24 protein-coding genes and 1 pseudogene are annotated in these 24,658 nt (G+C 66.4%); 22 read left to right on the top strand and 3 right to left on the bottom strand.

The genetic code is table 11. The features are described 5' to 3' along the window. Positions 1-288 precede the first annotated feature (288 nt). Entirely contained in the window at positions 289-2,286 is a 1,998-nt protein-coding gene (locus tag AR540_RS00755) for a relaxase/mobilization nuclease domain-containing protein (protein WP_059225951.1), read from the top strand. Here AR540_RS00755 and AR540_RS00750 read toward each other — a convergent pair. Continuing rightward, complete coding sequence (locus tag AR540_RS00750) at positions 2,281-3,213, bottom strand: LysR family transcriptional regulator (RefSeq protein ID WP_059225950.1); 933 nt, start codon at positions 3,211-3,213, stop codon at positions 2,281-2,283. The genes AR540_RS00755 and AR540_RS00750 overlap by 6 nt on opposite strands. 173 nt (positions 3,214-3,386) lie before the next feature. Here AR540_RS00750 and AR540_RS00745 point away from each other — a divergent pair, with 173 nt between their 5' ends. The 3 genes and pseudogenes from AR540_RS00745 to AR540_RS24455 form a co-directional block, all read left to right on the top strand. After that, complete coding sequence (locus AR540_RS00745; RefSeq protein ID WP_236711981.1) at positions 3,387-4,538, top strand: MFS transporter; 1,152 nt, start codon at positions 3,387-3,389, stop codon at positions 4,536-4,538. Continuing rightward, entirely contained in the window at positions 4,531-5,547 is a 1,017-nt protein-coding gene (locus AR540_RS00740; RefSeq protein WP_059225949.1) for an EthD domain-containing protein, read from the top strand. Before AR540_RS00745 ends, AR540_RS00740 begins: the two co-directional genes overlap by 8 nt. Positions 5,548-5,573: 26 nt before the next feature. Then, positions 5,574-5,693 (top strand): annotated as a pseudogene (locus AR540_RS24455) (LysR family transcriptional regulator); the annotation flags it as partial. A 111-nt stretch (positions 5,694-5,804) separates the two neighbouring features. On the opposite strand, the gene AR540_RS00735 reads toward AR540_RS24455, so the two are convergent. Beyond that, entirely contained in the window at positions 5,805-6,734 is a 930-nt protein-coding gene (locus AR540_RS00735) for a LysR family transcriptional regulator (protein WP_059225948.1), read from the bottom strand. A gap of 102 nt (positions 6,735-6,836) precedes the next feature. Between AR540_RS00735 and AR540_RS00730 the strand changes: the two genes are divergently transcribed. The 16 genes from AR540_RS00730 (at position 6,837) to AR540_RS00655 (ending at position 21,770) form a co-directional block, all read left to right on the top strand. After that, positions 6,837-7,958, top strand: a complete 1,122-nt coding sequence (locus tag AR540_RS00730; protein ID WP_059225947.1) for an NADH:flavin oxidoreductase — start codon at positions 6,837-6,839, stop codon at positions 7,956-7,958. 15 nt (positions 7,959-7,973) lie between these two features. Further along, positions 7,974-8,918 (top strand): LysR family transcriptional regulator, encoded by a 945-nt coding sequence (locus AR540_RS00725; RefSeq protein ID WP_059225946.1) that lies wholly within the window; start codon positions 7,974-7,976, stop codon positions 8,916-8,918. Then, entirely contained in the window at positions 8,915-9,193 is a 279-nt protein-coding gene (locus AR540_RS00720; protein WP_059225945.1) for an EexN family lipoprotein, read from the top strand. The genes AR540_RS00725 and AR540_RS00720 overlap by 4 nt, the downstream gene beginning before the upstream one ends. Before the next feature lie 231 nt (positions 9,194-9,424). Then, positions 9,425-11,425, top strand: a complete 2,001-nt coding sequence (locus tag AR540_RS00715) for a conjugal transfer protein TraG (protein ID WP_059225944.1) — start codon at positions 9,425-9,427, stop codon at positions 11,423-11,425. After that, complete coding sequence (locus AR540_RS00710; protein WP_059225943.1) at positions 11,422-11,886, top strand: ribbon-helix-helix protein, CopG family; 465 nt, start codon at positions 11,422-11,424, stop codon at positions 11,884-11,886. The genes AR540_RS00715 and AR540_RS00710 overlap by 4 nt, the downstream gene beginning before the upstream one ends. Continuing rightward, entirely contained in the window at positions 11,883-12,929 is a 1,047-nt protein-coding gene (gene trbB / locus AR540_RS00705) for a P-type conjugative transfer ATPase TrbB (RefSeq protein WP_059225942.1), read from the top strand. The genes AR540_RS00710 and trbB overlap by 4 nt, the downstream gene beginning before the upstream one ends. Then, the gene (locus tag AR540_RS00700; protein WP_059225941.1) at positions 12,926-13,309 is read left to right on the top strand and encodes a TrbC/VirB2 family protein; all 384 of its coding nucleotides are present in this window, start codon (positions 12,926-12,928) and stop codon (positions 13,307-13,309) included. The genes trbB and AR540_RS00700 overlap by 4 nt, the downstream gene beginning before the upstream one ends. Beyond that, positions 13,306-13,578: a VirB3 family type IV secretion system protein gene (locus tag AR540_RS00695; protein ID WP_059225940.1), complete on the top strand. Its 273-nt coding sequence runs from the start codon at positions 13,306-13,308 to the stop codon at positions 13,576-13,578. The genes AR540_RS00700 and AR540_RS00695 overlap by 4 nt, the downstream gene beginning before the upstream one ends. Before the next feature lie 10 nt (positions 13,579-13,588). Then, complete coding sequence (gene trbE / locus AR540_RS00690) at positions 13,589-16,039, top strand: conjugal transfer protein TrbE (protein WP_059225939.1); 2,451 nt, start codon at positions 13,589-13,591, stop codon at positions 16,037-16,039. Beyond that, entirely contained in the window at positions 16,036-16,776 is a 741-nt protein-coding gene (trbJ, locus tag AR540_RS00685) for a P-type conjugative transfer protein TrbJ (RefSeq protein WP_059225938.1), read from the top strand. The genes trbE and trbJ overlap by 4 nt, the downstream gene beginning before the upstream one ends. Positions 16,777-16,788: 12 nt before the next feature. Then, positions 16,789-17,115 (top strand): hypothetical protein, encoded by a 327-nt coding sequence (locus AR540_RS00680; RefSeq protein ID WP_059225937.1) that lies wholly within the window; start codon positions 16,789-16,791, stop codon positions 17,113-17,115. Beyond that, entirely contained in the window at positions 17,112-18,485 is a 1,374-nt protein-coding gene (gene trbL, locus AR540_RS00675) for a P-type conjugative transfer protein TrbL (protein WP_059225936.1), read from the top strand. Before AR540_RS00680 ends, trbL begins: the two co-directional genes overlap by 4 nt. A 30-nt stretch (positions 18,486-18,515) precedes the next feature. After that, the gene (gene trbF / locus AR540_RS00670; protein WP_059225935.1) at positions 18,516-19,220 is read left to right on the top strand and encodes a conjugal transfer protein TrbF; all 705 of its coding nucleotides are present in this window, start codon (positions 18,516-18,518) and stop codon (positions 19,218-19,220) included. After that, on the top strand, positions 19,217-20,230 hold the full coding sequence (trbG, locus tag AR540_RS00665; RefSeq protein WP_059225934.1) for a P-type conjugative transfer protein TrbG: 1,014 nt from the start codon (positions 19,217-19,219) through the stop codon (positions 20,228-20,230). The genes trbF and trbG overlap by 4 nt, the downstream gene beginning before the upstream one ends. Before the next feature lie 2 nt (positions 20,231-20,232). Continuing rightward, entirely contained in the window at positions 20,233-21,528 is a 1,296-nt protein-coding gene (locus AR540_RS00660; RefSeq protein ID WP_059225933.1) for a TrbI/VirB10 family protein, read from the top strand. Then, positions 21,525-21,770, top strand: a complete 246-nt coding sequence (locus AR540_RS00655; protein ID WP_059225932.1) for a DUF2274 domain-containing protein — start codon at positions 21,525-21,527, stop codon at positions 21,768-21,770. Before AR540_RS00660 ends, AR540_RS00655 begins: the two co-directional genes overlap by 4 nt. 399 nt (positions 21,771-22,169) lie before the next feature. Here AR540_RS00655 and AR540_RS00650 read toward each other — a convergent pair whose 3' ends face one another. Beyond that, positions 22,170-23,084 carry a putative 2-dehydropantoate 2-reductase gene (locus AR540_RS00650; protein WP_059225931.1) on the bottom strand — a complete coding sequence of 305 codons (915 nt, stop codon included), beginning with the start codon at positions 23,082-23,084 and terminating at the stop codon, positions 22,170-22,172. Positions 23,085-23,207: 123 nt separating this feature from the next. Between AR540_RS00650 and AR540_RS00645 the strand changes: the two genes are divergently transcribed. Then, positions 23,208-23,687, top strand: a complete 480-nt coding sequence (locus AR540_RS00645) for a YajQ family cyclic di-GMP-binding protein (RefSeq protein WP_059225930.1) — start codon at positions 23,208-23,210, stop codon at positions 23,685-23,687. 96 nt (positions 23,688-23,783) lie between these two features. Continuing rightward, a complete protein-coding gene (locus tag AR540_RS00640) occupies positions 23,784-24,656 on the top strand; it encodes a mechanosensitive ion channel family protein (RefSeq protein WP_059225929.1) in 873 nt (290 codons plus the stop codon). Positions 24,657-24,658 lie beyond the last annotated feature (2 nt).

Raw genomic sequence — 24,658 nt, 5'->3', positions numbered from 1 at the left:
CGAACGCTGCCGGCCTGTGGCCGTGGCCGCGTTCGCCGGCGGGCTGGCTGCGGGTGCAGCGGCGCCGCCGGGTCGCCGAGGCCCGGAGCGACAGCGTAGGGCAAAGGCGGAAGGCAAGACAAAAGGGGGCGGCACCTGTCGGTCCGCAAAGCCAGTCTGCACGTGGGGGTGGCGCGGCACGGCGCGGCTTCGCCGCCGTGCCGCGTGTGGCGCGAAGCCCGCAGCGATGCTGGCATGCCCGCGTGCTTCGCACGACAGGGCACGCCAGAGCTTGCAGGGAGAACCGCGATGACAAACCGTCACGACGACGATTTCAGGGTGCGCCCCAGCGCCCCGAAGAACCGGGGCAAGGGCCAGGGGCAGAGCTTCGTCTCCAGGGTGCTCAAGCAGGCCGGCAAGGCCAGTGGTGGCAAGTCCACGGTGCGCCGTTCGGCATCGGCGCATGGCACCGGCCAGCGTCCCGGCTCGCGCTTGGGACGCGGCCACACGGCAGCGCGCTTCGCCGGGGCGAAGCTGACGCCCCTGTCGCGGCGCGTGACCATCAAGACCTTGCTGGTTAATCACCAGCGGGCCAGCCCGCAATCGCTCGCCAAGCACCTGCGTTACGTCGAGCGCGACGGCGCGGGCCGCGATGGCGTACCTGGGCGGGCCTATGGGCCGCAGGCCGACGAAGCCGACCTCGATGCCTTCAAGGAACGCTGCGCCGACGACCGGCACCATTTCCGCTTCATCGTTTCACCGGAAGCCGGCGAGGAACTGGACGACCTGCGTACCTACACCCGGCACCTGGTGAACCGCATGGAAGCCGACCTGGGCACGCGACTCGATTGGGTGGCGGTCGATCACTGGAACACCGACAACCCGCACACCCACCTGATCGTGCGCGGGTGCGACGATACCGGCAAAGACCTCATCGTCGCGGGCGACTACATCGCCCACGGCTTACGCCATCGCGCCGCCGAACTGGCGACCGAATGGCTGGGGCCGCGCACCGAACTGGAGATCCAGCAGACCTTGGAGCGCGAGGTGGAACAGGAGCGGTGGACGAGCCTGGATCGTACCTTGCAGCGCGAGGCCGGCGACGATGGCCGTGTGCAGGTCGAACGGCTCAACGAACCCCGCTTGCAGCGCCAACGCCTGCTGCTGATCGGCCGCCTGCAACGCTTGCAGCGCCTGGGCCTGGCCGACGAGATGCAGCCCGGCACTTGGGCCGTCCACGCCGATGCCGAGAAGACCTTGCGTGCCCTGGGCGAGCGCGGTGACATCATCCGCACGATGCAGCGGGCCATGAGCGGCCAGCCGCGTGAGCTGGTCGTGTTCGAGCCAGGCCAGAATGACGATGGAAGCGGCCGTAGCATCATCGGCCGCGTGGCCGCGAAGGGGCTGGCCGACGAGCTGCACGACCGCGGCTATCTGGTCATCGACGGCGTGGACGGCAAGGCCCACTACGTTGCACTGAACGCTCGGGATGAGCTGGCGAACTACCCGATCGGCGCCGTGGTGGAGGTGAAGGGATCGGCTGACGTGCGCGCGGCCGACAAGAACATCGCCGCGCTGGCGAACGATGGCCTGTACCGCACCGACCATCACCTGGCCATTGAACAGGGCCGGGCCAAGCCCGCACGCGACCCGCAGGAAGTCGTCGCTGCCCACGTCAGGCGGCTGGAAGCCCTGCGCCGGGCCGGCATCGTGGAGCGTGTGGCCGAAGGGTTATGGAAGGTGCCGGACGATCTGGCCGAACGTGGCCGCCAGTACGACGCGCAGCGCCTGGGCGGCGTGGCCGTGGAGCTGAAATCCCATCTTCCCATCGAGCGGCAGGCCCGCGTCATCGGCGCAACTTGGCTCGATCAGCAGTTGATCGGCGGCGGTCGAGGACTGGGCGACCTGGGCTTTGGTGGAGACGCCAAGCAAGCGATGCAGCAGCGCGCCGTCTTCCTCGAAGAACAGGGGCTGGCGCAGCGGCACGGGCAGCACGTGATCCTGGCACGCAATCTGCTGGGCACGCTGCGCAATCGGGAGCTGGCGCAGACCGCCAAGGACATTGCGGCGGAAACCGGCCTGGAGCATCGCCCCATAGCCGATGGGCAGCGCGTGGCGGGTATCTACCGGCGCAGCGTCATGCTCGCCAGCGGGCGCTACGCGATGCTCGATGACGGCATGGGCTTCTCGCTGGTGCCATGGAAGCCGGTGATCGAACCGCGGCTGGGGCAGCAGCTCGCCGCGACGGTGCGCGGTGATGGCGTGTCTTGGGAGCTTGGGAGACAGAGGGGGCAATCCATTTCATGAGACGCGACTTCTTTCTTCCCAAGGAGGCTCCGGCAAAAACCGTTCGGCCAGCAAATCCACCACGCGCCGTACCTTGGCCGACAGATGTCGGTTCTTCTGCCAGACCGCATGGATCGGGAATCCCTGGGTTCGGACCTCGGGCAATACACGCAGCAACCGTCCCGCGCGGAGGTGCTCGGCAACCAGCCAGTCGGACAGCAACGCGATGCCGTGCCCGGCCAACGCTGCGTCCAGGATGGCCTCGCTATGGTTCAGGCCCAGCCGCCCGCGCACTGTCAAAGGTTGATTGCGGCCTTTGCTGTCAAGGAAGTGCCAGGGCCGTGTTTGCCCGCCGCTGCCAAAGGTGATGCAGGCGTGTCCATGCAGATCGTCCGGGGTTTGCGGCTGGCCGTGCCGGGCCAGATAGTCGGGATGCGCGATCAGTACGGCCTGCTGAACGCCCAAGGGTTTGGCGACCAGTGTGGCGCTGTCTTGCAGCGGCCCGATGCGGATCACCAAGTCAATGCTGTCTTCGACCAGATCGACCTGGCGGTCGGTCAGGCTGACATCCAGTTCGAGCGCGGGGTGTTCTGCGGCGATTTCCAACAACGCCGGCAACACCCAGCGCCGGCCGAAGACCACGGGCAGATCGACACGCATGCGTCCCGCCAGTTCCTGGCGCTGGGCAGTCACCAGCGCCTGTGCGCTTTCCAGTTCAGCGACGGCGCGCAAGCATCCGTCGCTGAACTGGCGACCTTCCTCGGTCAAGCTCAAGTGGCGCGTGGTCCGCTGGAACAGGCGCACGCCCAGCGCGGCTTCCAGGCGGGCGATGCTCTTGGCGACGCCCGACTTGCTCATGTCCAGTCGCTCGGCCGCCAAGGTGAAGCTGCCAGCCTGCACGACCTGCATGAAGACGGCGATGCCCCGGAAAGGGTCTGGCGTATTCATAGCGCTCCTATTGACGAATTTTAGTCAACTGTATTTCGATTTTATAAGCATATATCGAATCCACATTCGTCAATAAACTCTTTGCTAGAACAGCCTGTTCGGGCTGTCGATCTTTCTGCGAGGGTCTGATGCCGCCACCGGCCGTTACGTCCGCATGTCGCCAAAATGGCGCGTTGCTGCTGCTGGCAACCTGTGCCGGGCTGGGTGTCGCGAATGTCTATTACCTGCAACCCGGTCTGTCCCTGGTGCAGGCCGAGTTCAGCGCCAGCCCGGAACGCGTCGGCTGGGTGCCGACCCTGACACAGATCGGCTACGCCTTAGGCATGCTGTTGCTGGCTCCACTCGGAGACGTGGTGCCGCGACGGCGGCTGATTCTGGTCAAAGCGGTGCTGCTGGTGCTGGCCTTGCTGGCGGCAGGCATCTCGCCCGGCCTTGGTTGGCTGCTCATCGCCAGCGTCGCCGTTGGCCTGCTGGGCAGCATCGGCCAGGATTTCGTACCGATCGCCGCGCAACTTTCTCCCGACGAACAGCGGGGACGCACCGTGGGCACGGTCACGACCGGATTGCTCACCGGCATCCTGCTGTCCCGCACCCTGGGCGGCTGGGTCGCCGAGTCCTTGGGCTGGCGAGCCATGCAGTTCCTGGCAGCCGGCCTGATGCTGGGGGTGATGGTGATAGCCTGGCGCACTGTGCCGAACCTGCCGCCTGCCAGCCGCAGCCGCTACGGCGCCCTGATCGCCAGCTTGTGGACGTTCTGGCGGCAGCACCGCACGCTGCGACTGGCCGTGGTGTCGCAGGCGCTGCTCGCGTCTACCTTGGGCGCGTTCTGGTCCACGCTGGCCCTGGTGCTGGCGGCACCGCCATTCCATCTGGGGGCCGGCGTGGCAGGCACCTACGGCATCGCTGGCGCGGCTGGCGCACTGGCTGCACCTTGGTTCGGCCGCCTCAATGACCGCCGTGGGCCGCTGCCCGCCATCCGCCTCGGATGTGCGCTGGTGATCGTGGCGTTCCTCGGCATGGAAATCCTGCCGTCTAGTCTCTTGAGTTTGGCGGTCGGCGCCGTGGTCTTCGACCTGGGCGTGATGGCGGCGCTCGTTTCGCACCAAACCGTCGTCAACGGGCTGGACCCGCAGGCTCGCAGCCGTCTCAACGGTCTGCTGATGACCGGCGCCATGGTCGGCGTCGCGGCCGGTGCTGCCATAGGCAGCGCCGCATGGGCGAGCGCGGGCACGCTCGGTCTCTACGGTTTTGCCGCGGCGGCAGGAATGGCGGCGCTGGCCGTGTCTTTTCTTAACCCGCCCCCTGGAGAACAACCCCATGACTAAGACTGTCGAGGAACGACTTTTCCGCGCTCCCTATCTGCAACCCCAACCCGGCAGCGACCGGCCGCTCACCGTGTTGTGCTCTCTGCTTTCACGGGCCGACAACACGCCGTTGACCGAGCGCCGACGCGCCGCAGGGCACATGCTCGATCATGCCGGGAACGTCATCGCCGACCCGGCGGCAGAGCCGTCAGCCAATGCCTTTGAGGGCAATCCGAATCTCAGCTTCGAGCATTGGGGCGAGTATTGGCGCAAGGTGCATGGCGTGCGTTTCATCCACGCCGAGGAAGCGGACGACCGTACCCTGGAACGGCTGCTGCGCTACGACCAGTTGCACCGCTTCGCGCCAGCACCGACCAACACCGATGCACCGCCGTACCGCGCGCCGGTCGATGACCAAGGCCGCTTGTGGCCCACCGTTGTCGGCCATGTCGAACCCTACCGGCGGCCGCGCTGGGACGGTATTGCCTACCTGAATTTCGCCAGTTCCGAGGACATCGCCGTGGTGCTGGGCAATGACCGCGTGCGCCAGAAAATCCTGCCCGAAGACCAGGCGATCTTCCGCGACATTGCGCCGGTACTGTCGCGCCAGTACGTCATCGTGCCGAGCGACACGGGTAATGAGGCCATCACGCTGGTCAAGCTCCACGTGCGCAATCCAACGGTCAGCCGCGACGCCTTCCAGCAGTGGTGGCTGCAGGATCATGCGCCGCTAGCCACAGCGCAGTCCAAGGACTGGGCGCGACGCTACGTGCAGCTTCACAACATCGGGCCAACCGAGCCGGGTCAGCCGCTATACCACCCACAGGCAAGCACCATCGACGGCGTGACGCTGATGAATTTCGTCAGCGTGAACGATCTAGAGGACTTCCTGCGTAGCCCGGAATACAAGGCAATCGCCGAGGACGAAGCGCGGATGACGGACGCGACGGCCGGCGAATGGTGGACGACCGTCGGCATGGTGCTGGTCAACCGCATCGCCCCGGAGCGGGCGACGGACCTGGACGCATGAGTTAGCGGCGGACGAGGCAGCTATCTATGGAACTTCGCCATCTTCGCTACTTTCTGGCCGTCGCCGAAGAACTGCACTTCGCCCGTGCTGCCGAGCGGCTGTACATCGAGCAGTTGCCGCTATCGCGCGCCATTAGTTTGCTAGATTTCCCAAGGTGCCTGCCGCCACTGTTAGGCAAGAAACTCCATGCGTTCGCTGACCTGGCGCGGGACAGGCGTATGCGATTGGCAAGGAAATGGCAACGCCGGTTCCTGAACTCAATGCTTGCTCAGGCACTGCTGCCGCAACACCTGCGCCGTGTCCTCGACCTGCCGCCGCATCCATTGCATGGCCGGATCGGCAACGCTGCGTGCTGGCCATGCAAAGACCACGTCGAACGGCGCCACGTCCACGGGCGGCTTGAACAGCCGCAGCGCATGGCTTTCGGCATAGCCGCGGGCGATGCACTCGGGCACGGTCATGACCAGATCGGTACGCGCAACCACGGCCGGCGCCACCAGGAAATGCGGGAAGGTCAGCACGATACGGCGGCTGCGGCCGAGCGCCGCCAGCGGTTTGTCCACCACGCCCGGCACGCATCCCCGGTTGGACACCAGCGCGTGGTCCTCGGCCAGAAAGGCATCCAGCGTGACCCTGCCACAGCCCAGGCGCGGATGGCCGGCGTGCACCAGCGACAGATAGTGCTCGGTGAACAGCCGCTGCACATGGCGATAGCCGCGCAGGCTGTCGGCATCCCCTACCGCCAGATCGGCTTCGTGAGCAGCGAAGCGTTCCTCGAAACGGCGATCGAACGGCAGGATTTCCAGCACGATGCCCGGCGCGCGCTGGCGCAGGCAGGCTGCCAACGGCGTCAGCAGCACCAGCGTCGCGTAGTCGTTGGCCAGGATGCGGAAACGGCGCGTGCTGGTGACGGGATCGAACGCATCGACAGGCGCGAAGGTGCGGGCGATTTCATCGAGCAATGCCGAGATGCGGGGTTTGAGTTCCTCGGCGCGCGCCGTGCGAACCATCGCATTGCCACGCCGCACCAACAGCGGGTCGCCCAGCACAAGGCGCAACCGCGCCAGCGCGGCGCTGGTCGCCGGCTGGCTCAGGCCCAAGCGGTGCGCAGCACCGGACACGCTGGGTTCGGCCAGCAGCGCATCCAGCGCCTTGAGCAGGTTGAGGTCCAGAGAAGCTATATCCATTCAATGGATTCCACTAATATACGGAATTTATTTGAAGAATACCATGGATCGCCTCATCTCGACAGCAGGTGCTTTTGCCTGCTGACCCCTATGAGGCTTCCCATGACCGACTTCGTGCATCCGTCCGTGGCTCCCTTGTTCCAACCGCTCGTTCTTGGCCGCATGCGACTGCCTAACCGCATCGTGATGGCGCCGATGACACGACAACGTTCCCCCGATGGCGTGCCGGGACAGGACGTGGCCGACTACTACCGACGCCGCGCCGAAGGTGGCGTCGGCCTGCTCATCACCGAAGGGATATTCATCGACCATCCCGGCGCGAATGCTTTCCCCGATGGCCCCGATTTCTTTGGCGACGTCGCGTTGGCCGGCTGGCGGCGGGTGGTCGAAACCGTGCACGGGGCGGGTGGACACATCATTCCGCAACTCTGGCACTGCGGGCCGGAGCGCCGTCCCGGCTTGCCGCACGACCCGTCCGTGCCAGGCTTCGGGCCAGTCGAAGTCCGGGACGGAAACGGACAGGTATTGGTCAAGGCGATGACGGACGAGGATATTGCCGACGTGGTGGCATCCTATGCCCGTGCTGCGGCGCAGGCCCAGGCGCTGGGCTTCGATGGCGTGGAGATTCATGCCGCGCACGAGTTTTTACTCGATACCTTCCTGTGGGCGCGCAGCAATACGCGAACCGATGCTTACGGCGGCACATTGGAAAAGCGGCTGCGCCTGACACTCGAAGTCGTGCAGGCCGTGCGCCGTGCCGTCAGCGCGGACTTCCCGGTGCTGCTGCGCTTCTCGCAGTTCAAGCGCAGCGACTATGCGGCACGCATCGCCGATACGCCCGAGGAGCTGGGGCGCATCCTGAAACCACTGGCTGATGCCGGCGTCGATGCCTTCCATGCCAGCACACGGCGCTTTCAGGAACCGGCTTTCGCTGGCTCGCCATTGAGCCTGGCCGGCTGGGCACGCCAGCTCACCGGCAAGCCGTCCATCGCCGTCGGTAGCGTTGGGCTGCATGGCGCCATCGGCGAGGAGCCCGGGGCTGAATCATCCACGCCGACCGATCTGCAAGCCGCGGTCGACCCTGTCGCCGTTGGCGAATTCGACCTGATCGCCGTTGGGCGGGCGCTGCTGGCCGATCCGCAATGGGCAGACAAGGTGCGGCAGGGGCGCTTCAATGAGTTACGCGGCTATGACGCCGCGATTCTCGAACGCTCCTTGTTCTGATGGATGGGCGGCGATATGGAACTACGGCACCTGCGTTGCTTCTTGGCCGTCGCCGAAGAACTGCACTTCGCCCGCGCGGCGGAGAAGCTGCACATCGAGCAGTCGCCGCTGTCGCGCGCCATCAAGGAACTGGAAGAAGAACTGGGCGTGGTGCTGTTCGCCCGTACCACGCGCAGCACCCGCCTGACCCGTGCCGGCAAGCTGTTCCTGGATCACGTACCGCGCGTCTTCGCCGCCTTGCAGCAGGCGCGCGACAGCGTAAAGGCGGCCGCCAACGGCTTCCACGGCCAGTTGCGTATCGCCCTTTCCGACGGCATTACGCCATCGCGCTTGCCGGCCTTGCTGGCGCTGTGCCGGCAGGAGGAACCCGAAGTCGAAATCCGCCTGACCGAAGTACCGCTGGCGCAGCAGATCAAGGGCCTGCACGACGACTTGTACGACGTGGGCTTTGCCCGTGCCGATGAAGCCGGCGATGGCATCGTTGCCGTGCCTGTCTGGAACGATCCGCTGATGGTGGCCGTGCCCGCGCGGCATCCCTTGCTGGCCCACAAACGCATCCCGCTTCAAGAACTGCTGCGCTACCCGCTGGTGCTGTGCGATCAGCAGGCGTGCGAAGGCCATGCGCGGCAGGTGGATCGGCTGCTGCGCCGGGTGGACATGGAGCCGTTGGTGGCCGAGCGGGTGGCGACGTGTGACCTGATGATGGCGCTGGTGTCGGCCGGCTTCGCCTTGGGACTGACAGGCGCCGCGCACATCACGGCCAGCCGCGAACAAGGGGTGGTCGCACGGCCGCTGGCGGGATGCTCGCCCGTGCTCACCACCTATCTGCTGCGCCCGGATGCCGAACCCTCGGAGACGCTGGCTCGCTTCATCGAGCGCGTGCAGGCTATCGACTCACCAGAGTCTGCCCGGCCCGCGCCGGGCCTTCATTCCGACTTCCCTGAGGAAGCCACGCCATGAAGAAGATCATCCCGTTCCTTTTCGTGTCCCTCTTGGCTGGCTGCGGCCAGTCCGAAGCGCCACAGAAACCCTCCGATTCCGCAGCCAACATTCCGACAGTGGAAGAACTGGCAGCGAACCCCGAGCGGCTCAAAGAACTGCGCCGCCAATGCAAGACCGACCGCCCGGTGATGGGCGAGGTGCTGTGCAACCGAGTGGCCGACGCCACGCGCAAGCGGTTCTATGGCGACGGCAAGGTGCCATATACGCCACCGAAGGAACCGCCCAAGTTTTGATTGTTGGCGGCTTGCCGCATCACCTTCTCTTCTCTGCTCGATACGCCGCAATGCGCCCGCATTTGCGGCGTTTTCCTTTGACTCGCCACCGCACGAATTCTGTCTTTTTGCTCGACTTTCCTGCTTGAAACGGTCTTTGACCGGCACTGACCCGACACCGATTCTCACGCCATGCGGCACGTTCCTGTGCCGCGTGTGAGCGAGGAATAGCGCAGGAATCGGAGGCCAGTCATGCAAGGTCAGGGCGTATTGTTCGGGCAGATCGCCGTGGTGTTCGGCATCATGATCGCCGGTGTGTGGGGTGCCACACAATGGACAGCCGCCGCCCTGGGCTATCAACTACGCCTTGGCTCGCCCTGCTTCGATTTCTTCGGCACGCCGGTCTATCACCCCTGGCGGCTGTTCGAGTGGTGGTTCTTCTTCGATGCCTACGCGCCGCATGTCTTCGACATCGGCGGTTCCATTGCAGGCGGCAGCGGTTTGCTGGCGGTGGTGGTGGCTATCGCCATGTCGGTGTGGCGCTCGCGGCAGGCCAAGCTGGTCACGACCTACGGCTCGGCGCGCTGGGCCGAAGCGGATGACATTCGCAAAGCCGGGCTGACGCAGCCGGCCGGCGTCTTCCTCGGCAAGTATCGCAACGAGTATCTGCGCCATGAAGGCCCGGAACACGTCCTGACCTTCGCACCCACGCGCTCGGGCAAGGGCATCGGCCTGGTGGTGCCGACGCTGCTGTCCTGGCCCGCATCCGCCGTCATCCACGACATCAAGGGCGAGAACTGGAAGATCACCGCGGGCTGGCGCTCGCGCTTCTCGCACTGCCTGCTGTTCAACCCCACGGATGCGAAGTCGGCGGCCTACAACCCGCTGCTCGAAGTCCGGCGCGGCGCGCATGAGGTGCGCGACGTGCAGAACATCGCCGACATTCTGGTCGATCCCGAAGGCGCATTGGAGAAACGCAACCACTGGGAGAAGACTTCGCACGCGCTGTTGGTCGGGGCCATCCTGCATGTGCTCTACGCGGGCGAAGACAAGACGTTGCGCGGCGTCGCCAACTTCCTGTCCGACCCGGCCAGCCCGTTCGAGCTGACCTTGCATCGGATGATGAAGACGAAGCACCTGGGCGATACACCGCACCCGGTTGTCGCGTCCGCTGCGCGTGAAGTGCTCAACAAGTCGGACAACGAACGCTCAGGCGTGTTGAGCACCGCCATGTCGTTCCTCGGCCTGTACCGCGACCCCACGGTGGCCGAAGTCACCTCGCGCTGCGACTGGCGCATCGCCGACCTGATCGCTTCCGAACATCCGGTGTCGCTGTATCTGGTGGTGCCGCCTTCAGACATTTCGCGCACCAAACCGCTCATTCGCCTGATCCTCAACCAGATCGGCCGGCGGCTCACCGAATCGCTCGACGGCAGCGACGGCATCGCGCGCCGCCACAAGCTGCTGCTGATGCTCGACGAGTTCCCGGCGCTGGGCAGGCTCGACTTTTTCGAGACGGCGCTGGCCTTCATGGCGGGCTACGGCATCCGCAGCTTCCTCATCGCGCAGTCGCTCAACCAGATCGACAAGGCGTATGGGCAGAACCATTCGATTCTGGACAACTGCCACGTCCGCGTGACGTTCGCCACCAACGACGAACGCACCGCGAAACGGATCTCCGAAACGCTGGGCACCGCCACAGAACTGCGTGCGCAACGCAACTACGCCGGCCACCGGCTCGCGCCGTGGCTGGGCCACCTGATGGTGTCGCGCCAGGAGACGGCTCGCCCGCTGCTGACGCCGGGCGAAGTGATGCAGCTTCCGCCCGACAAGGCCGTGGTGATGGTGTCCAGCGTGGCGCCGATCAAGGCGAAGAAGCTGCGCTACTACGCCGACGCCAACTTCAAGCGCCGCGTGCTGCCGCCGCCGGTGCTGTTGGCCGGGCGTTACACCGATGCCCCGCCTGCGCGCCCTGATGACTGGAGCGACCTGGCGATTCCTGCTGTACCCGCCGCACCCGTCATGACATCCGCCGATGGCCTGGGTACCGCCGATGACGGCGGCCCGCGCCGGCAGCCCGAGCTATCCGAAGCCGCTGAATACAGCCTCGAGCCGCAGCCTGCGGGCAACGACCTGGCGCTGCTCGATGACGACGATGACCTGCCGCTTCCGCTCCCCGGCCAGCTCGACCCGTCCATGCAGCGCACGGCCCGGCTGGCATCGCTGAACCCCAACGACGGAATCGACCTATGAGCCACTACCGCCTCAACCTCTTTATCCAGCCCGAGCACGCCAAGCGGCTAGATGAATTGGCCGCCAAGAAAGGCGTGTCGAAATCCAGCATCGTGGCCGCCGCCCTGGCGTCCTGGCTGTCGCCGGATGCCGGCGACCAGCGCGAGGCCGCCATCGCCAAGCGGCTGGATCGCCTGTCGCGGCAGGCCGAGCGCCTGGAGCGCGACCAGAACATCGAAATCGAAACGCTGGCGCTGTTCATCCGCTACTTCCTGACCGTCAGCACGCCGGTTCCCGAAGCCCATCAGGACGCGGCTCGCGCCCAGGGCAAAGCGCGCTTCGAGCAATTCGTGGAGCACCTTGGCCGTCACTTACTGCGCGGCCGAAGCTTGGTGCGCGATGTGGTGGAGGAGCTGCACCCGGACCCGATGCGGATGGATGACGCGGCGGCGCTGGCCGAGGCGCGGGAGCGCGCGTCATGAGCGCCGCACCGAAGTCATCCACTGTCGCCGCTCTGGATCGCCGCATCCAGATGCTGCGCACGGCCATGGGGCCGGTCATCGCCACCGCGCTGGCCGACCCGGACGTGGTGGAAATCATGCTCAACCCCGACCGCACCCTATGGGTGGATCGGCTCTCAATGGGTCGCATGCCTCTGGGCGTGGAACTGCCCGAAGACGATGGCGAACGCATCATCCGCCTGGTGGCCGCGCACGTCGGCGCGGAGGTGCATCGCGGGCGGCCGCTGCTGACCGCCGAGCTGCCCGAAACCGGCGAGCGGTTCGAGGGCATCTTGCCGCCGGCTGCGCCGGGGCCAGCCTTCGCACTGCGCAAGCGCGCCGTGAGCATCATCAGCCTGGATCGCTATGTGGCCGATGGCATCCTGACCACCGGGCAGGCCGAGTTCCTGCGCCGCGCCGTGCGCGAGCGCCAAAACATCCTGATCGCCGGGGCGACGAGCAGCGGCAAAACCACGCTCGCCAATGCCTTGCTCGCGGAAATCGCCGCCACCGGCGACCGTGTGCTGGTGCTCGAAGACACCATCGAGCTGCAATGCGCCGCCCGCGACCATGTGCCGCTGCGCACCCGCGCTGGCGTCGTGTCGATGCAGGAGCTGGTGCGCGCCACGATGCGCCTGCGCCCTGATCGCGTGGTCGTCGGCGAGGTGCGCGGCGGCGAAGCCCTCGACCTCATCAAAGTGTGGGGCACCGGCCACCCCGGCGGCATCGCCACCATCCATGCCGGTTCCGCACTGGGCGCGCTACTGCGCTTGGAGCAACTGATCCTCGAAGCGGCAGTGAATCCGCCGCGTGCGCTGATCGCCGAGGCGGTCAACGTCGTCATCCACATTGCCGGGCGTGGTCGCAAGCGCCGCGTCGAACGCATCGCCCGCGTCGTCGGCTTTGACGGTGCGGGCTACCGCATGGCGGATGCGCTGGAAACGCCGTTTCCCGAGCTGATGCCGGTTTCCCCCGCAGCCACCGCCGCTGCACCTTTCCCTGACCAACTTGGAGAACTGCCATGACGCAGATGCACGTTCCTGCTTTCCGCATTTCCGTAAATCCGCTCCCACGAATGGCGCGGCTGTGCAGCCTGGCCCGCCCGGCGGGGCAAGGGCTGCTGCTGGCCGCGCTGCTGCTGTTCCTGGCCGGCACGGCGCAAGCCGCCGGTTCCTCGATGCCGTGGGAAGGCCCGCTGCAATCCATCCTCGAATCCATCCAGGGGCCGGTCGCACGCATCGTCGCGGTGATCATCATCATTTCCACCGGCCTGGCGCTGGCCTTCGGCGATACCAGCGGCGGCTTCCGCAAGCTGATCCAGATCGTATTCGGGTTGAGCATCGCCTTCGCCGCGTCCTCGTTCTTCCTGTCGTTCTTCAGCTTCTCCGGCGGGGCGGTGGTATGAGCGGCGCCGATAGCTTCGCGGCAGGGTTCGAGGTGCCGCTGCATCGCTCGCTCACGGAGCCGATCCTCCTGGGCGGCGCACCGCGCACCGTGGCGATTGCCAACGGCACGCTGTCCGCCGCCGTAGGGCTGGGACTGCAACTGTGGATTCCCGGTGTCGTGCTCTGGATCGTTGGTCACTCGCTGGCCGTCTGGGGCGCGCGTGTCGATCCGCAGTTCATGCAGGTCTTCGCCCGGCACATCAAGCACAAGCCGCTGCTGGACGTGTGAGGACGATGCCATGCTGAACCTTGCGGAATACCGCCAGCGCCCGGCCTTGCTCGCCGACTGGCTGCCCTGGGCCGGGCTGATCGCGCCGGGTGTCGTCTTGAACAAGGACGGCAGTTTCCAGCGCACAGCCCGTTTCCGTGGTCCCGACCTCGATAGCGCCACGCAAAGCGAATTGATCGCCACCACGGCGCGGCTGAACAACGCGCTGCGCCGGCTGGGTTCGGGCTGGGCGCTGTTCATGGAGGCCGAGCGCCAGCCAGCGGCGGACTACCCGCATTCCGACTTTCCCGAACCGTTGTCGTGGCTGGTGGACGAGGAACGCCGTGCAGCGTTCGAGGAATCGGGCAACCACTTCGAGAGCACCTATCACCTGACGCTGGTCTATCTCCCACCGGAGGAATCGCGCGCTCGCGCGGCCAAACTACTCTACGAGCACGCGCCGGGCGATGGCGTGGACTGGCGCGGCCGGCTCGATGCCTTCGTGGCGGAAACCGACCGCGTGTTCGACTTGCTCGATGGCGTGATGCCGGAAATCGCCTGGCTCGATGACGCGCAGACGCTGACCTGTCTGCGCGCCACGGTTTCGACGCGGCGCTACCAGCTGGCGGTGCCCGAGGTGCCTTTCCACCTTGACGCGCTGCTGGCCGATTCCGCCCTGATCGGCGGCGTGGCACCCATGCTGGGCGACCAGCACCTGCGCGTGGTGTCGGTGCGGGGCTTCCCGACCTCGACCTGGCCGGGAATTTTGGACGACCTCAACCGTCTGGGCTTTGCCTATCGCTGGAGTACCCGTTTTCTCTGCCTCGACAAAGCCGAGGCGGAAAAAGAACTGGGCCGCTTGCGCCGCCAGTGGTTCGCCAAGCGCAAGAACGTCATTGCGCTGCTGCGCGAGACGATCTTCCAGCAGGAAAGCCCGCTGGTCGATACCGACGCCAGCAACAAGACGACCGATGCGGACGCCGCCATGCAGGAGCTGGGCAGCGATCAAGTCGCCTTCGGCTACCTGACGGTCACCGTCACCGTGATGGACAAGGATGCCGCTACGGCCGACGAAAAGCTGCGTAGGGTGGAGCGCGTGATCCAGGGCCGGGGCTTCGTCACCATCCCCGAAACATTGAATGCGGTCGATGCGTGGCTGTCGTCGGTACCTGGCAATGCCTACGCCAACGTGCGCCAGCCCATCGTTTCGACGCTGAACCTGGCGCACCTGATGCCGGTGTCCGCCGTGTGGGCCGGCCCGGAGAAGAACGACCACCTTGATGGCCCGCCGCTGATCGTCACGCGCACCGATGGCGCGACGCCGTTCCGGCTGGTGACGCACATCGGCGACGTGGGGCACACGCTGGTCGCTGGCCCGACCGGCATGGGCAAGTCCGTCCTACTGGCGATGCTGGCCTTGCAGTTCCGCCGCTATGGCGGCTCGCGCATCTTCGCCTTCGACATGGGGCGCTCGATGCGCGCCACCATCCTCGGCCTGGGCGGCGAGCATTACGACCTCGGCGCCGATGGCGGTATCGCGTTCCAGCCGCTCGCGCGCATCGACCGCGAAGGCGACCGCACCTGGGCGGCCGAATGGATCGAAGGCCGCCTGCTGCACGAAGCCGTGACCATCGGCCCGGACGAGAAGGCCGCGATCTGGTCGGCGCTGGGGAGCCTTGCCGGTGCGCCCGTGGAGCAGCGCACCATGACCGGTCTGTCGGTGCTGCTGCAATCGAACGCGCTGCGCCAAGCCCTGTCGCCGTATGTGCTCGGCGGCGCGCACGGCAAGCTGCTGGATGCCGACCGTGACCGGCTCGGTAGCGGCGACGTGCAGGGCTTCGAGATGGAAGAACTGATGCACAGCCCCGCCGCCGTACAGGCGGTGCTGCGCTACCTGTTCGCCCGCTTCGATGCACGGTTCGACGGCGCGCCCACGCTGCTGATCCTTGATGAAGCCTGGCTGTTCCTCGATGAGCCGTCTTTCGCGGCCCGCATCCGGCAATGGCTCAAGACACTGCGCAAGAAGAACGTCTCGGTCATCTTCGCCACGCAGAGCCTGGCCGACATCAAGGATTCGAGCATCGCGCCCGCGATCATCGAAAGCTGCGCCAGCCGCATCTTCCTACCCAACCCGCAGGCGACCGAGCCGCAGATCCGCACGATCTACGAAGGTTTCGGGCTGAACGCGCGGCAGATCGAGATCGTCTCCACCGCACAGCCCAAGCGCGATTACTACTACCAATCACGCCTGGGCAATCGCCTGTTCGACCTCGACCTGGGGCCGGTCGCGCTCGCCTTCGCGGGCGCATCCACACCGCACGACCAGCGCGCCATCGACCGCGTGCTGACGCAGGCCGGCGCCCCCGGCTTCGCCGACGCGTGGCTGCGCCATCGCGGCCTCGATTGGGCCGCCGACCTGCTGCCGTCCTCACCCGCGGCCGCGTCTTTCCTCGCTTCTCAACCGCTGGAGGTTTCGCCATGAAGACCCGTGTGCTTTCCGCAACGCTTGCCGCCGCACTGGCCGGCGCGCTGATGCTTGCCCAACCGGCGGCGGCCATCACCGTGTTCGACCCGGCCAACTTCGTGCAGAACACGCTGACCGCCGTTCGCACGTTGGAGCAGATCAACAACCAGATCCATCAGCTCCAGAACGAGGCAACGATGTTGACGAACCAGGCCCGCAACCTGGCGAGCCTGGACTTCAACATCGTCAACCGGCTGCGCTCCACCCTCGCGACCACCGAACGCCTGATCGCCGAGGCCCAAGGGCTGGCCTACGACGTACAGAACATGGATCGGGAATTTGCCCAGCTGTACCCGGAGCAGTACGCGGCCACTATCAGCGGCGACCGCATGGCCCAGGACGCCCGCGAGCGCTGGAAGAACACCCTCGACGGCCTGCACACCGCGATGCGGATGCAAGCACAGGCGTCGCAGAACCTGGCGCAGGACGAAGGCGCGCTTGCCGATCTGGTCAGCCGGAGCCAATCGGCCACCGGCGCCTTGCAGGCCATGCAGGCGACCAACCAGCTGCTGGCGTTGCAGGCCAAGCAGTCCATCCAGGCCCAGCAGCTCCAGATCACGCAAGACCGGGCGGCTTCGCTGGAGCTGGCGCGGCAGGCGGCGGCCACCGAACGCGCCCGCGAAGTGCGGCGGCGCTTCCTCGGCACCGGCACGCCGTACACGCCGCAGTCCGTCAATTTCTACACCAACAACTGACGGGAGGCGGCCATGCGATGGATTCCTGTCCTGCTGGCCGTGCTGCTGACCGCTTGCGGCCAGCAACCGGCCGAAGACCTGGCAGCCACCTTGGCCGCCGATCCCGTGCGGCTCAAGGCGCTGCGCGCCCGATGCGCAGCTAACCGGCAAGCCGCAGGCGAAGACGCCTGCCGGGCGGCCGCTGAAGCCTTACGGCAGCGCTTCTTCGCTGGCCAGGCCGGGCCGGACGAATACCGGACGCTGGCCGAACTGCCGCCGATTCCGGCGAGCTTCGACACGCCCGCCGACGACGCGCCGGAAGGCGATGCACCGCTCGCCGCTGCGGAGGACGCGCCATGAACGACGTAACCGTGATTGACCGCTTCCTCGATACGTTCTCGCGCTACATCGACTCGGGCTTTGGCCTGCTGCACGGCGAAGTGGCGTTCCTGACCGCCACGCTCATCGTCATCGACGTGACCATCGCCGGCCTGTACTGGGCCATGAGCCACGCCACCGGCCAGGGCGAGGACGTGATCGCCAAGCTGCTGCGCAAGGTGCTCTACGTCGGCGCCTTCGCCTACATCATCAACAACTTCAACTGGCTGTCCGGCATCGTCTTCCGCTCGTTCGCCGGGCTTGGCCTGACGGCCAGCGGCTCGACGCTGACGATGGAATCCTTCCTGCAACCGGGGCGGCTGGCGAAAGCCGGGCTCGATGCAGGCGGACCCATCATCCTCCAGCTCGACGACATGATGGGATTCCCCGAGGTCTTCGCCAACCTCGACGTCATCCTGGTGTTGTTCATCGCCTGGCTGATCGTCGTGCTGTGCTTCTTCGTCTTGGCGATCCAGCTTTTCATCACGCTGATCGAGTTCAAGCTGACCACGCTCGCCGGCTTCGTGCTGGTGCCGTTCGCGTTGTGGAACAAGACGAGTTTTCTTGCAGAGAAGGTGCTCGGCAACGTGGTGTCGTCGGGCATCAAGGTCCTGGTGCTGGCCGTCATCGTCGGTATCGGCTCGGGCCTGTTCGCGGAGTTCCAGGTTCACCCCAACGAGCCTTCCATCGACCACTCGCTGGTCGTGATGCTGGCGTCGCTCACGTTGCTGGCGCTGGGCATCTTCGGCCCTGGCATCGCCACAGGTCTCGTGTCCGGAGCGCCGCAGCTCGGCGCGGGCGCGATGGCCAGCGCTGCCGTCGGTGCGGTCGGCACGGGCGTCGCCATCGGTGCCGCCGCGACCGGCGTGGGCGGCGCGGTCATTGCGGGCGCACGCATGGCGCCCGCCGCCGCCAAGCTGGCCGGCAGCGGTGCGCGTGCGGCCACGGCGGCGGCCAGCAGCGCCAAGTCCGCATTCCAGTCTGGTTCCGCCGTTGCGGGCGGTGGAGCCAAGGGCGCTGCTGCGGGCCTCGGCAACGTCGCCAAGACCGGCGCGCAGGCGGCAGGCCGCCGCGCTGCGTCGGGCGTTTCCGCTGCCGGGCAGAAGGTGGCCGATTCCTTCCGGGCGGGATGGAACGGCGCAGAGGCCGGCGCTGCCGGTTCTGGCCAAGCCGCCGCAGGCGAAGGCGCGGACAGTGCCGTCAGCGCACCGAAGCAGGAACAACCCGCCTGGGCCAAGCGGATGCACCGCCGCCAGCAACTCACCCATGCCGCCACCACCGCCGCCCACACGCTGCGCGGTGGCGATGGTGGCGGCTCGGGGCAAGGCCCGAGCCTGCGCCCCGATGAATGACGCGAACCCTGACCACCAAGGAGAACCCCTATGCGATTCAAACGACCGCAGGTGCGCTATGCCGATACGCCGCAACCTGCCACTCCGTATCAAGCCGCTGTCCAGGTCTGGGACGAGCGCATCGGCTCGGCCCGCGTACAAGCGAAGAACTGGCGGTTGATGGCCTTCGGTTGCCTGCTGCTGGCGCTGCTGATGGCCGGCGGCCTGGTCTGGCGTTCGGCGCAGTCCATCGTGACGCCCTACGTCATCGAGGTGGACAAGAGCGGTCAGGTGCGCGCGGTCGGTGAAGCCGCCACGCCGTACAAGCCCGCTGATGCGCAGATCGCCTACCACCTCGCGCACTTCGTCACGCTGGTGCGCTCGCTCTCCGTCGATCCCATCGTCGTGCGGCAGAACTGGCTCGACGCCTACGACTACACCACCGACAAGGGCGCGGCGGTGCTCAACGACTACGCCAGCAAAAACGATCCCTTCGCCCGCATCGGCAAGGAATCGGTGACGGTGCAGATCACCAGCGTTGTCCGGGCCAGCGACACCTCGTTCAACGTGCGCTGGACGGAACAACGATTCGTCAACGGTGCGCCTGCTAGCACTGAGCGGTGGAACGCCGTGCTGTCCATCGTCCTGCAAACCCCACGTACCGAACAACGTCTGCGCAAGAACCCGCTGGGTATCTACGTCAATGGCCTGTCGTGGAGTCGCGAACTGGATGCTTCCGAAGGAGTGAAACCATGAATGCGCTTTTCCGCAAATCCGCCGTGCCGTCGATCCTGCTGGCCTCGGCTGTCTTGTTCTCGGGCTGCGCCTCGCAGGGCAAGCCGCCGCCGGCCGTCTCGCTCGATGAGCCGGTGCAGGCGCAGCCGTTGCCGGAGCCGCCCGCGCCGGTGGAGGTTGTCAAAGTGCCCGAGCCGCTGGCGCTGCCAGCACAGTTGAAGCCATTGCCCGAAGCGGATGCGGCCCCGGCTGCGCCAGAGCCGGCCGACGAGAAGGTGCGCGTCTCTCGCGCCAACGCCGAAGCGCGCATCGCCCCAACCCGCGAGGGCTACGTCAATGCGATCCAGGTCTGGCCCTTCACCGAGGGCGCGCTCTATCAGGTCTATGCGGCCGTGGGCCGCGTGACCGTGATCGCGCTCCAGCCGGGGGAGGAACTGGTGACGGTCGCCGCCGGCGATACCGTGCGCTGGATCGTCGGCGACACGTCCAGCGGCAGCGGCGACGCGCTGCGCGTGAATGTGATGGTGAAGCCCATCCGTTCGGGCCTCAAGACGAACCTGGTCATCACCACCAACCGCAGGACGTACCTGCTGGAGTTGACCTCGACGGAAAAGGCGTGGATGGCATCGGTGTCCTGGGACTACCCGAAAGACCGGATGCTGGCTTTGCAGCGTCAGTCGCAGGCGGCCAGCGCCGCCGCGCCGGTCGATACCGGCTTGTCGCTGGAGAAGATCCGCTTCCGCTATTCCGTCTCAGGCAGCAATCCGCCGTGGAAGCCACTGCGGGCCTTCGATGACGGCGAGAAGGTCTACATCCAGTTCCCGGCGGGCATCGCGCAAGGCGAGCTGCCGCCCCTGTTCGTGATCGGCGCACAGGGCGACGGGCAACTGGTGAACTATCGCTTCCGCTCGCCGTATTTCATTGTGGATCGGCTGTTCGGCGCGGCCGAACTGCGCCTGGGCGGTGACAAAGGCGATGTGGTGCGGATCGAGCGCACGGATGGCGTCGTATCAAGGAGTGGGAGGAACTGACGATGAGCCAGGACGACACTCCCGACCTCGCCGCGCCGCAAGCAGCGGGCAAGGTCGCCCCCGAGGCGGTGGCGCTGCGCGCCCAGCCGCGCCCGGTCACGCGCCTGAACCGGCGCACGCTGGCCATCCTCGCAGGTACCCTGTCGGCCGCCGTACTCGGCGCGCTGATGTGGTCGCTGCAACCGCAGCGGCGCGGCACTGGCGAACAGACCGAGCTGTACAACGTGGATCGCGTCTCCAAGTCCGAAGGGCTGGATGCGCTGCCGGCGGATTACTCCAAGCTGCCGCCAGCCATGCCGCCCAAGGTGCCCGAACTGGGGCCACCGCTGCCAGGCGATCTTGGCCCTGCCATCGTGAAGTCGCAGCAGCCTGTGACCGCCACGTACGCGGCCCCGGGCGACGATCCCAACGATGCATTGCGCAAGGAAGCTGAATCGGCGGTGGCCTCATCCGTGTTCTTCCGCTCGGGGTCGCAGAAGGCCGCGCCGGTGGCGCAGACGCAGGTGGCCGCCGCGCCGGGCTTCGCCGCCAATGCGTCCTTCGACCCGCTGGCGGCCTGGCCTGCCTCGACGGCGGCTCAAACTCAACCGCCTGCTGCCGATCCGACCGCCCTGCAGAACCGGCAAGATCAGAAGGAGGCGTTCCAGAAAGGCGGAACCACGGAAACCCGTAATTCCGGCAATCTGACCCTGCCGGCCTCGCCGTATCAGGTCATGGCCGGAACGGTGGTCGCAGGGGCCTTGGTGACGGGCATCAAGTCCGACTTGCCGGGCGACGTGATCGCCACGGTGACGGAGCCGGTCTATGACACGGCCAGCGGCAAGTTCCTGCTGATCCCGCAGGGTTCGCGCATCCTGGGCAAATACAACAGTCAGGTCAGCTACGGACAGAGCCGCGTGCAGGTGGTGTGGAACCGGATCATCCTGCCGGACACGTCTTCGCTCACGCTCGACAACCTGGCCGGTACCGACCCGGCCGGCTACGTCGGGTTGGAAGACGACGTGGATTACCACTGGGGCCGCATCTTCGCCGGGGCCGCGCTGACGACGCTGCTGGGCGTGGGCGCTGAACTGGCCGCGCCGGAGAACCGGCAGGACGGCAACCGCATCGTGATCGCGGGGCGCGACAGCGCGCAGGACAGCGTGAATCAGGTCGGCCAGGAGATGACCCGGCGCAACATGAACGTCCAGCCGACGCTGACGGAGCGGCCAGGGTTGCCAGTGCGCATCATCGTCAACCGCGATTTGGTGCTGCGCCCTTACCAGCCGCTGTTCTTCAACAGGGGAGCGATGCGATGAGCGCGACCAAGAAGCTACGGCTCGGGCCGCTACCCAAGACCGAGAGCATCAAGCTGACCTTCGCGTGCCCGGCCAGCCTGAAAGCCGACCTCGACCGCTATGCCGCGCTGCACGCGCAGACGTATGGCGAAGCCGTCGATGCCGAGAAGTTGATCCCGCACATGCTGGAAGCCTTCATCGCCGGGGATCGAGGGTTCAGGAAGGGAGAGGCCGGTAAGGCCGTGCCGCCAAAGCCGAGCTGACGATGACGGTTTCTGCTGGTGGCCATTCCTCGACGCGCAGCCCCAAGGCTGCGCGTTCTTCGTTGTGGAGAGCGGCGGTCGATCGAGCTATGATGAAAGCTCAAGCCGGCCATTCTCTGCACGACCAAGTGCGATCCGGCTTTCTTTCCCGACGCTCCTATGTGGCACCTAGTCCACAACGCCGCACTCCCGCAACGCGGCCCAAAGTAGAGCTAAACCCGCGCCCTGTATAGACTTCCGACCATCAGGCCGTTTTCATTAATGGCTTGACACCGGCCCTTTTTTGACCTGGGCTAGGCGCCGCGACGAGTCATGGCGGGGCTATGGCGAGGAGGGGCAACGCCGCCCAGGCCGAAAAAGCACCGCCAAAATTGTGTAGATAACGTCTGAAACACCACACTAGTCCACGGGCAATCCGCGCTCCTCCAGGCGCGCCCGCAGGCGCTGGTGCAGGGCCTCCAGTTGCGGCACCGGCAGGCGCAGGCGCTGGGCGATGGGCAGGGCATGGCCGAGCAGGTAGCTCACCTCGGTGCGCTGGCCGCGCTCCACGTCCTGCAGCATCGAGGATCGGTTGTTGGCGGTGGCGGCGATCACCGCCTCCACCTCCTGCTGCAGCCCCTGGGCCGCGGGCGCCAGGCCCATGGCTTCCAGCAACGCCGCCAGTTCGCTGCACAGATCGGCGACCTCGGCGGCATGCTGGCGCAGTTCACCATTGCGACAGCGATGGAGCACGGTCAGCGGATTGATGGCGCAATTGATCGCCAGCTTGCGCCACAGCCGTGCGTCGATGTCGTCCGTCCAGCGCAGGGTGAAACCCAGGGCGCAGAGGGTTTCCAGCCAGGGGGGCGCTGCCTGGGTGCCGAGCTGGTCGCCGATCCAGGTCTGGCCGGCGCCGGCCGCCACCACGTGGAAGTCGGTCTCGCGAAAGGCGCCTTCGGTGGTGCTGGCTCTCAGGCAGCGTGCCCGCGGGACCCGTGCCGCCACGGCATCCTGGCTGCCGAGGCCGTTCTGCAGCAGCAGGATCTCGGCGTCGGGCTCCAGGCGTGCGGCGACGCTGGCGATGGCCTCCTCGGCATCGTAGCTCTTGCAGGCCAGGATCAGTCGGCGGATCGGATTGCCGGCCTCGGGTGCCTCGGCGGGCAGGGGATAGAGGCTGGTGGTGTCGCCCTCGGTGAGGCGCAGACCGCCACCCGCGCGATACTGCGCCAGGCGCGGGCGATCCCGCAGGATCAGCCGCACCGGCTCGCCGCCGCGGAACAGCCGCGCCGCCCAGAGACCTCCCAGACTGCCGGCGCCCAGCACGTGCCAGCTCACAGCTTTGACTCCTGTAGCGATTCCCGGGGCATGGTCGGATTCCTGAGGAAGAGGGCCAGTCGTTATAATGGTCGGTCAGGCTGCAGCGTCAAGGCTGCTCCATCGCAACCCAGGAGAAAACCCATGCCTTCCTTCGACGTGGTATCGGAGCTGGACAAGCACGAAGTCACCAACGCCGTGGACAATGCCGTCAAGGAGCTCGACCGCCGCTACGACCTGCGCGGCAAGGGTAGCTTCGAGGTCAAGGACCTCAGCGTGACCCTGACCGCCGAGGCCGACTTCCAGCTCGAACAGATGCTGGAGATCCTCAAGGTCAATCTGGCCAAGCGCAAGATCGACGTCCAGTGCCTGGAGGTCAAGGATGCCTACGCCTCCGGCAAGACCGTGAAGCAGGAGACGACCCTGCGCGAGGGCATCGACAAGGAGCTGGCGAAGAAGATCGTCGCCCTGATCAAGGACAGCAAGATCAAGGTCCAGGCCGCCATCCAGGGCGAACAGGTGCGCGTCACCGGCAAGAAGCGCGACGAATTGCAGGAAGTCATCGCCCTGCTGCGCACCCAGTCCCTGGGCATGCCGCTGCAGTTCGACAACTTCCGCGACTGAGGCGGATTTCGGAACCTCTGGAGCTACCGTCCGTCGCAGGTAAGGCGTGGCCTTGGCGCCCCGCCTGATTTTTTCCTGTGCGTGGAGAGGTAGACGATGGATTTTAGTGCCCAGACCGATCACCTGCTGACGGCGTTCACCGCCTGGCTACCGGTCATCCTGCAATATTGCGGCAACGTGGTCCTGGCCCTGATCACCCTGTGGATCGGCTGGTGGATCATCAATCGCCTGACCGGACGCCTGGCCGCGCTGTTCACCGCACGGCACATGGACCAGGCCCTGGAAACCTTCGTGGTGACCCTGGTCAACATCGGCCTCAAGGTGATGCTGGTGATCAGCGTCGCCTCCATGATCGGCATCGCCACCACCTCCTTCGTCGCCGCCCTCGGTGCCGCCAGCCTGGCCATCGGCCTGTCGCTGCAGGGGAGCCTGGCCAACTTCGCCGGCGGGGTGCTGATCCTGCTGTTCCGCCCGTTCAAGATCGGCGACTACATCGAGGCCCAGGGTGTACAGGGCACCGTGGACTCGATCCAGATCTTCCACACCGTGCTGCGCACCGGCGACAACAAGACCGTCACCATCCCCAACGGCAATCTGTCCAACGGTATCATCACCAACCAGTCGCGGCAGACCACCCGGCAGATCGTCTTCGACGTCAAGGTCGGCTACGACGCCGATCTGCAGAAGACCAAGCAGGTGCTGGCCGACATGGCCAAGGACCCGCGGGTGCTGGACACCCCGGCGCCGGCCATCGTGGTGGCGGGGCTGGGCGAGACCTTCATCACCGTATCGCTGCGCTGCTGGACCGCCAACAGCGATTTCTGGGGCACCCAGTTCACCTTCAACGAGCAGATCCGCGACCGACTGCGCGCCGAGGGTATCGACATCGCGCTGCCCAGTCGGGTGGTCAAGGTGCTCGACGACAGGAGCGACGAACGCGCCGCGGTAGCGGCACGCGGCGAAGCCTAGGG

The organism is Pseudomonas sp. EpS/L25 (assembly GCF_001512295.1).
In the GTDB taxonomy this organism is placed as follows: domain Bacteria; phylum Pseudomonadota; class Gammaproteobacteria; order Pseudomonadales; family Pseudomonadaceae; genus Chryseomonas.
Note: the sequence above shows the minus strand (reverse complement) of the source record. Positions and strands in the feature narration are given on the sequence as shown.

What these genes read in the sequence shown, in the direction of transcription:
- AR540_RS00640 (WP_059225929.1), top strand. Translation starts at nt 23,784, where the DNA reads ATGGATTTTAGTGCCCAGACCGATCACCTGCTGACGGCGTTCACCGCC.
- AR540_RS00750 (WP_059225950.1), bottom strand. Translation starts at nt 3,213, where the DNA reads ATGAATACGCCAGACCCTTTCCGGGGCATCGCCGTCTTCATGCAGGTC.
- AR540_RS00680 (WP_059225937.1), top strand. Translation starts at nt 16,789, where the DNA reads ATGCGATGGATTCCTGTCCTGCTGGCCGTGCTGCTGACCGCTTGCGGC.
- AR540_RS00715 (WP_059225944.1), top strand. Translation starts at nt 9,425, where the DNA reads ATGCAAGGTCAGGGCGTATTGTTCGGGCAGATCGCCGTGGTGTTCGGC.
- AR540_RS00710 (WP_059225943.1), top strand. Translation starts at nt 11,422, where the DNA reads ATGAGCCACTACCGCCTCAACCTCTTTATCCAGCCCGAGCACGCCAAG.
- trbJ (WP_059225938.1), top strand. Translation starts at nt 16,036, where the DNA reads ATGAAGACCCGTGTGCTTTCCGCAACGCTTGCCGCCGCACTGGCCGGC.
- trbF (WP_059225935.1), top strand. Translation starts at nt 18,516, where the DNA reads ATGCGATTCAAACGACCGCAGGTGCGCTATGCCGATACGCCGCAACCT.
- trbB (WP_059225942.1), top strand. Translation starts at nt 11,883, where the DNA reads ATGAGCGCCGCACCGAAGTCATCCACTGTCGCCGCTCTGGATCGCCGC.
- AR540_RS00645 (WP_059225930.1), top strand. Translation starts at nt 23,208, where the DNA reads ATGCCTTCCTTCGACGTGGTATCGGAGCTGGACAAGCACGAAGTCACC.
- AR540_RS00730 (WP_059225947.1), top strand. Translation starts at nt 6,837, where the DNA reads ATGACCGACTTCGTGCATCCGTCCGTGGCTCCCTTGTTCCAACCGCTC.
- AR540_RS00725 (WP_059225946.1), top strand. Translation starts at nt 7,974, where the DNA reads ATGGAACTACGGCACCTGCGTTGCTTCTTGGCCGTCGCCGAAGAACTG.
- AR540_RS00700 (WP_059225941.1), top strand. Translation starts at nt 12,926, where the DNA reads ATGACGCAGATGCACGTTCCTGCTTTCCGCATTTCCGTAAATCCGCTC.
- trbG (WP_059225934.1), top strand. Translation starts at nt 19,217, where the DNA reads ATGAATGCGCTTTTCCGCAAATCCGCCGTGCCGTCGATCCTGCTGGCC.
- trbE (WP_059225939.1), top strand. Translation starts at nt 13,589, where the DNA reads ATGCTGAACCTTGCGGAATACCGCCAGCGCCCGGCCTTGCTCGCCGAC.
- AR540_RS00755 (WP_059225951.1), top strand. Translation starts at nt 289, where the DNA reads ATGACAAACCGTCACGACGACGATTTCAGGGTGCGCCCCAGCGCCCCG.
- AR540_RS00735 (WP_059225948.1), bottom strand. Translation starts at nt 6,734, where the DNA reads ATGGATATAGCTTCTCTGGACCTCAACCTGCTCAAGGCGCTGGATGCG.
- AR540_RS00655 (WP_059225932.1), top strand. Translation starts at nt 21,525, where the DNA reads ATGAGCGCGACCAAGAAGCTACGGCTCGGGCCGCTACCCAAGACCGAG.
- AR540_RS00720 (WP_059225945.1), top strand. Translation starts at nt 8,915, where the DNA reads ATGAAGAAGATCATCCCGTTCCTTTTCGTGTCCCTCTTGGCTGGCTGC.
- AR540_RS00695 (WP_059225940.1), top strand. Translation starts at nt 13,306, where the DNA reads ATGAGCGGCGCCGATAGCTTCGCGGCAGGGTTCGAGGTGCCGCTGCAT.
- AR540_RS00660 (WP_059225933.1), top strand. Translation starts at nt 20,233, where the DNA reads ATGAGCCAGGACGACACTCCCGACCTCGCCGCGCCGCAAGCAGCGGGC.
- trbL (WP_059225936.1), top strand. Translation starts at nt 17,112, where the DNA reads ATGAACGACGTAACCGTGATTGACCGCTTCCTCGATACGTTCTCGCGC.
- AR540_RS00740 (WP_059225949.1), top strand. Translation starts at nt 4,531, where the DNA reads ATGACTAAGACTGTCGAGGAACGACTTTTCCGCGCTCCCTATCTGCAA.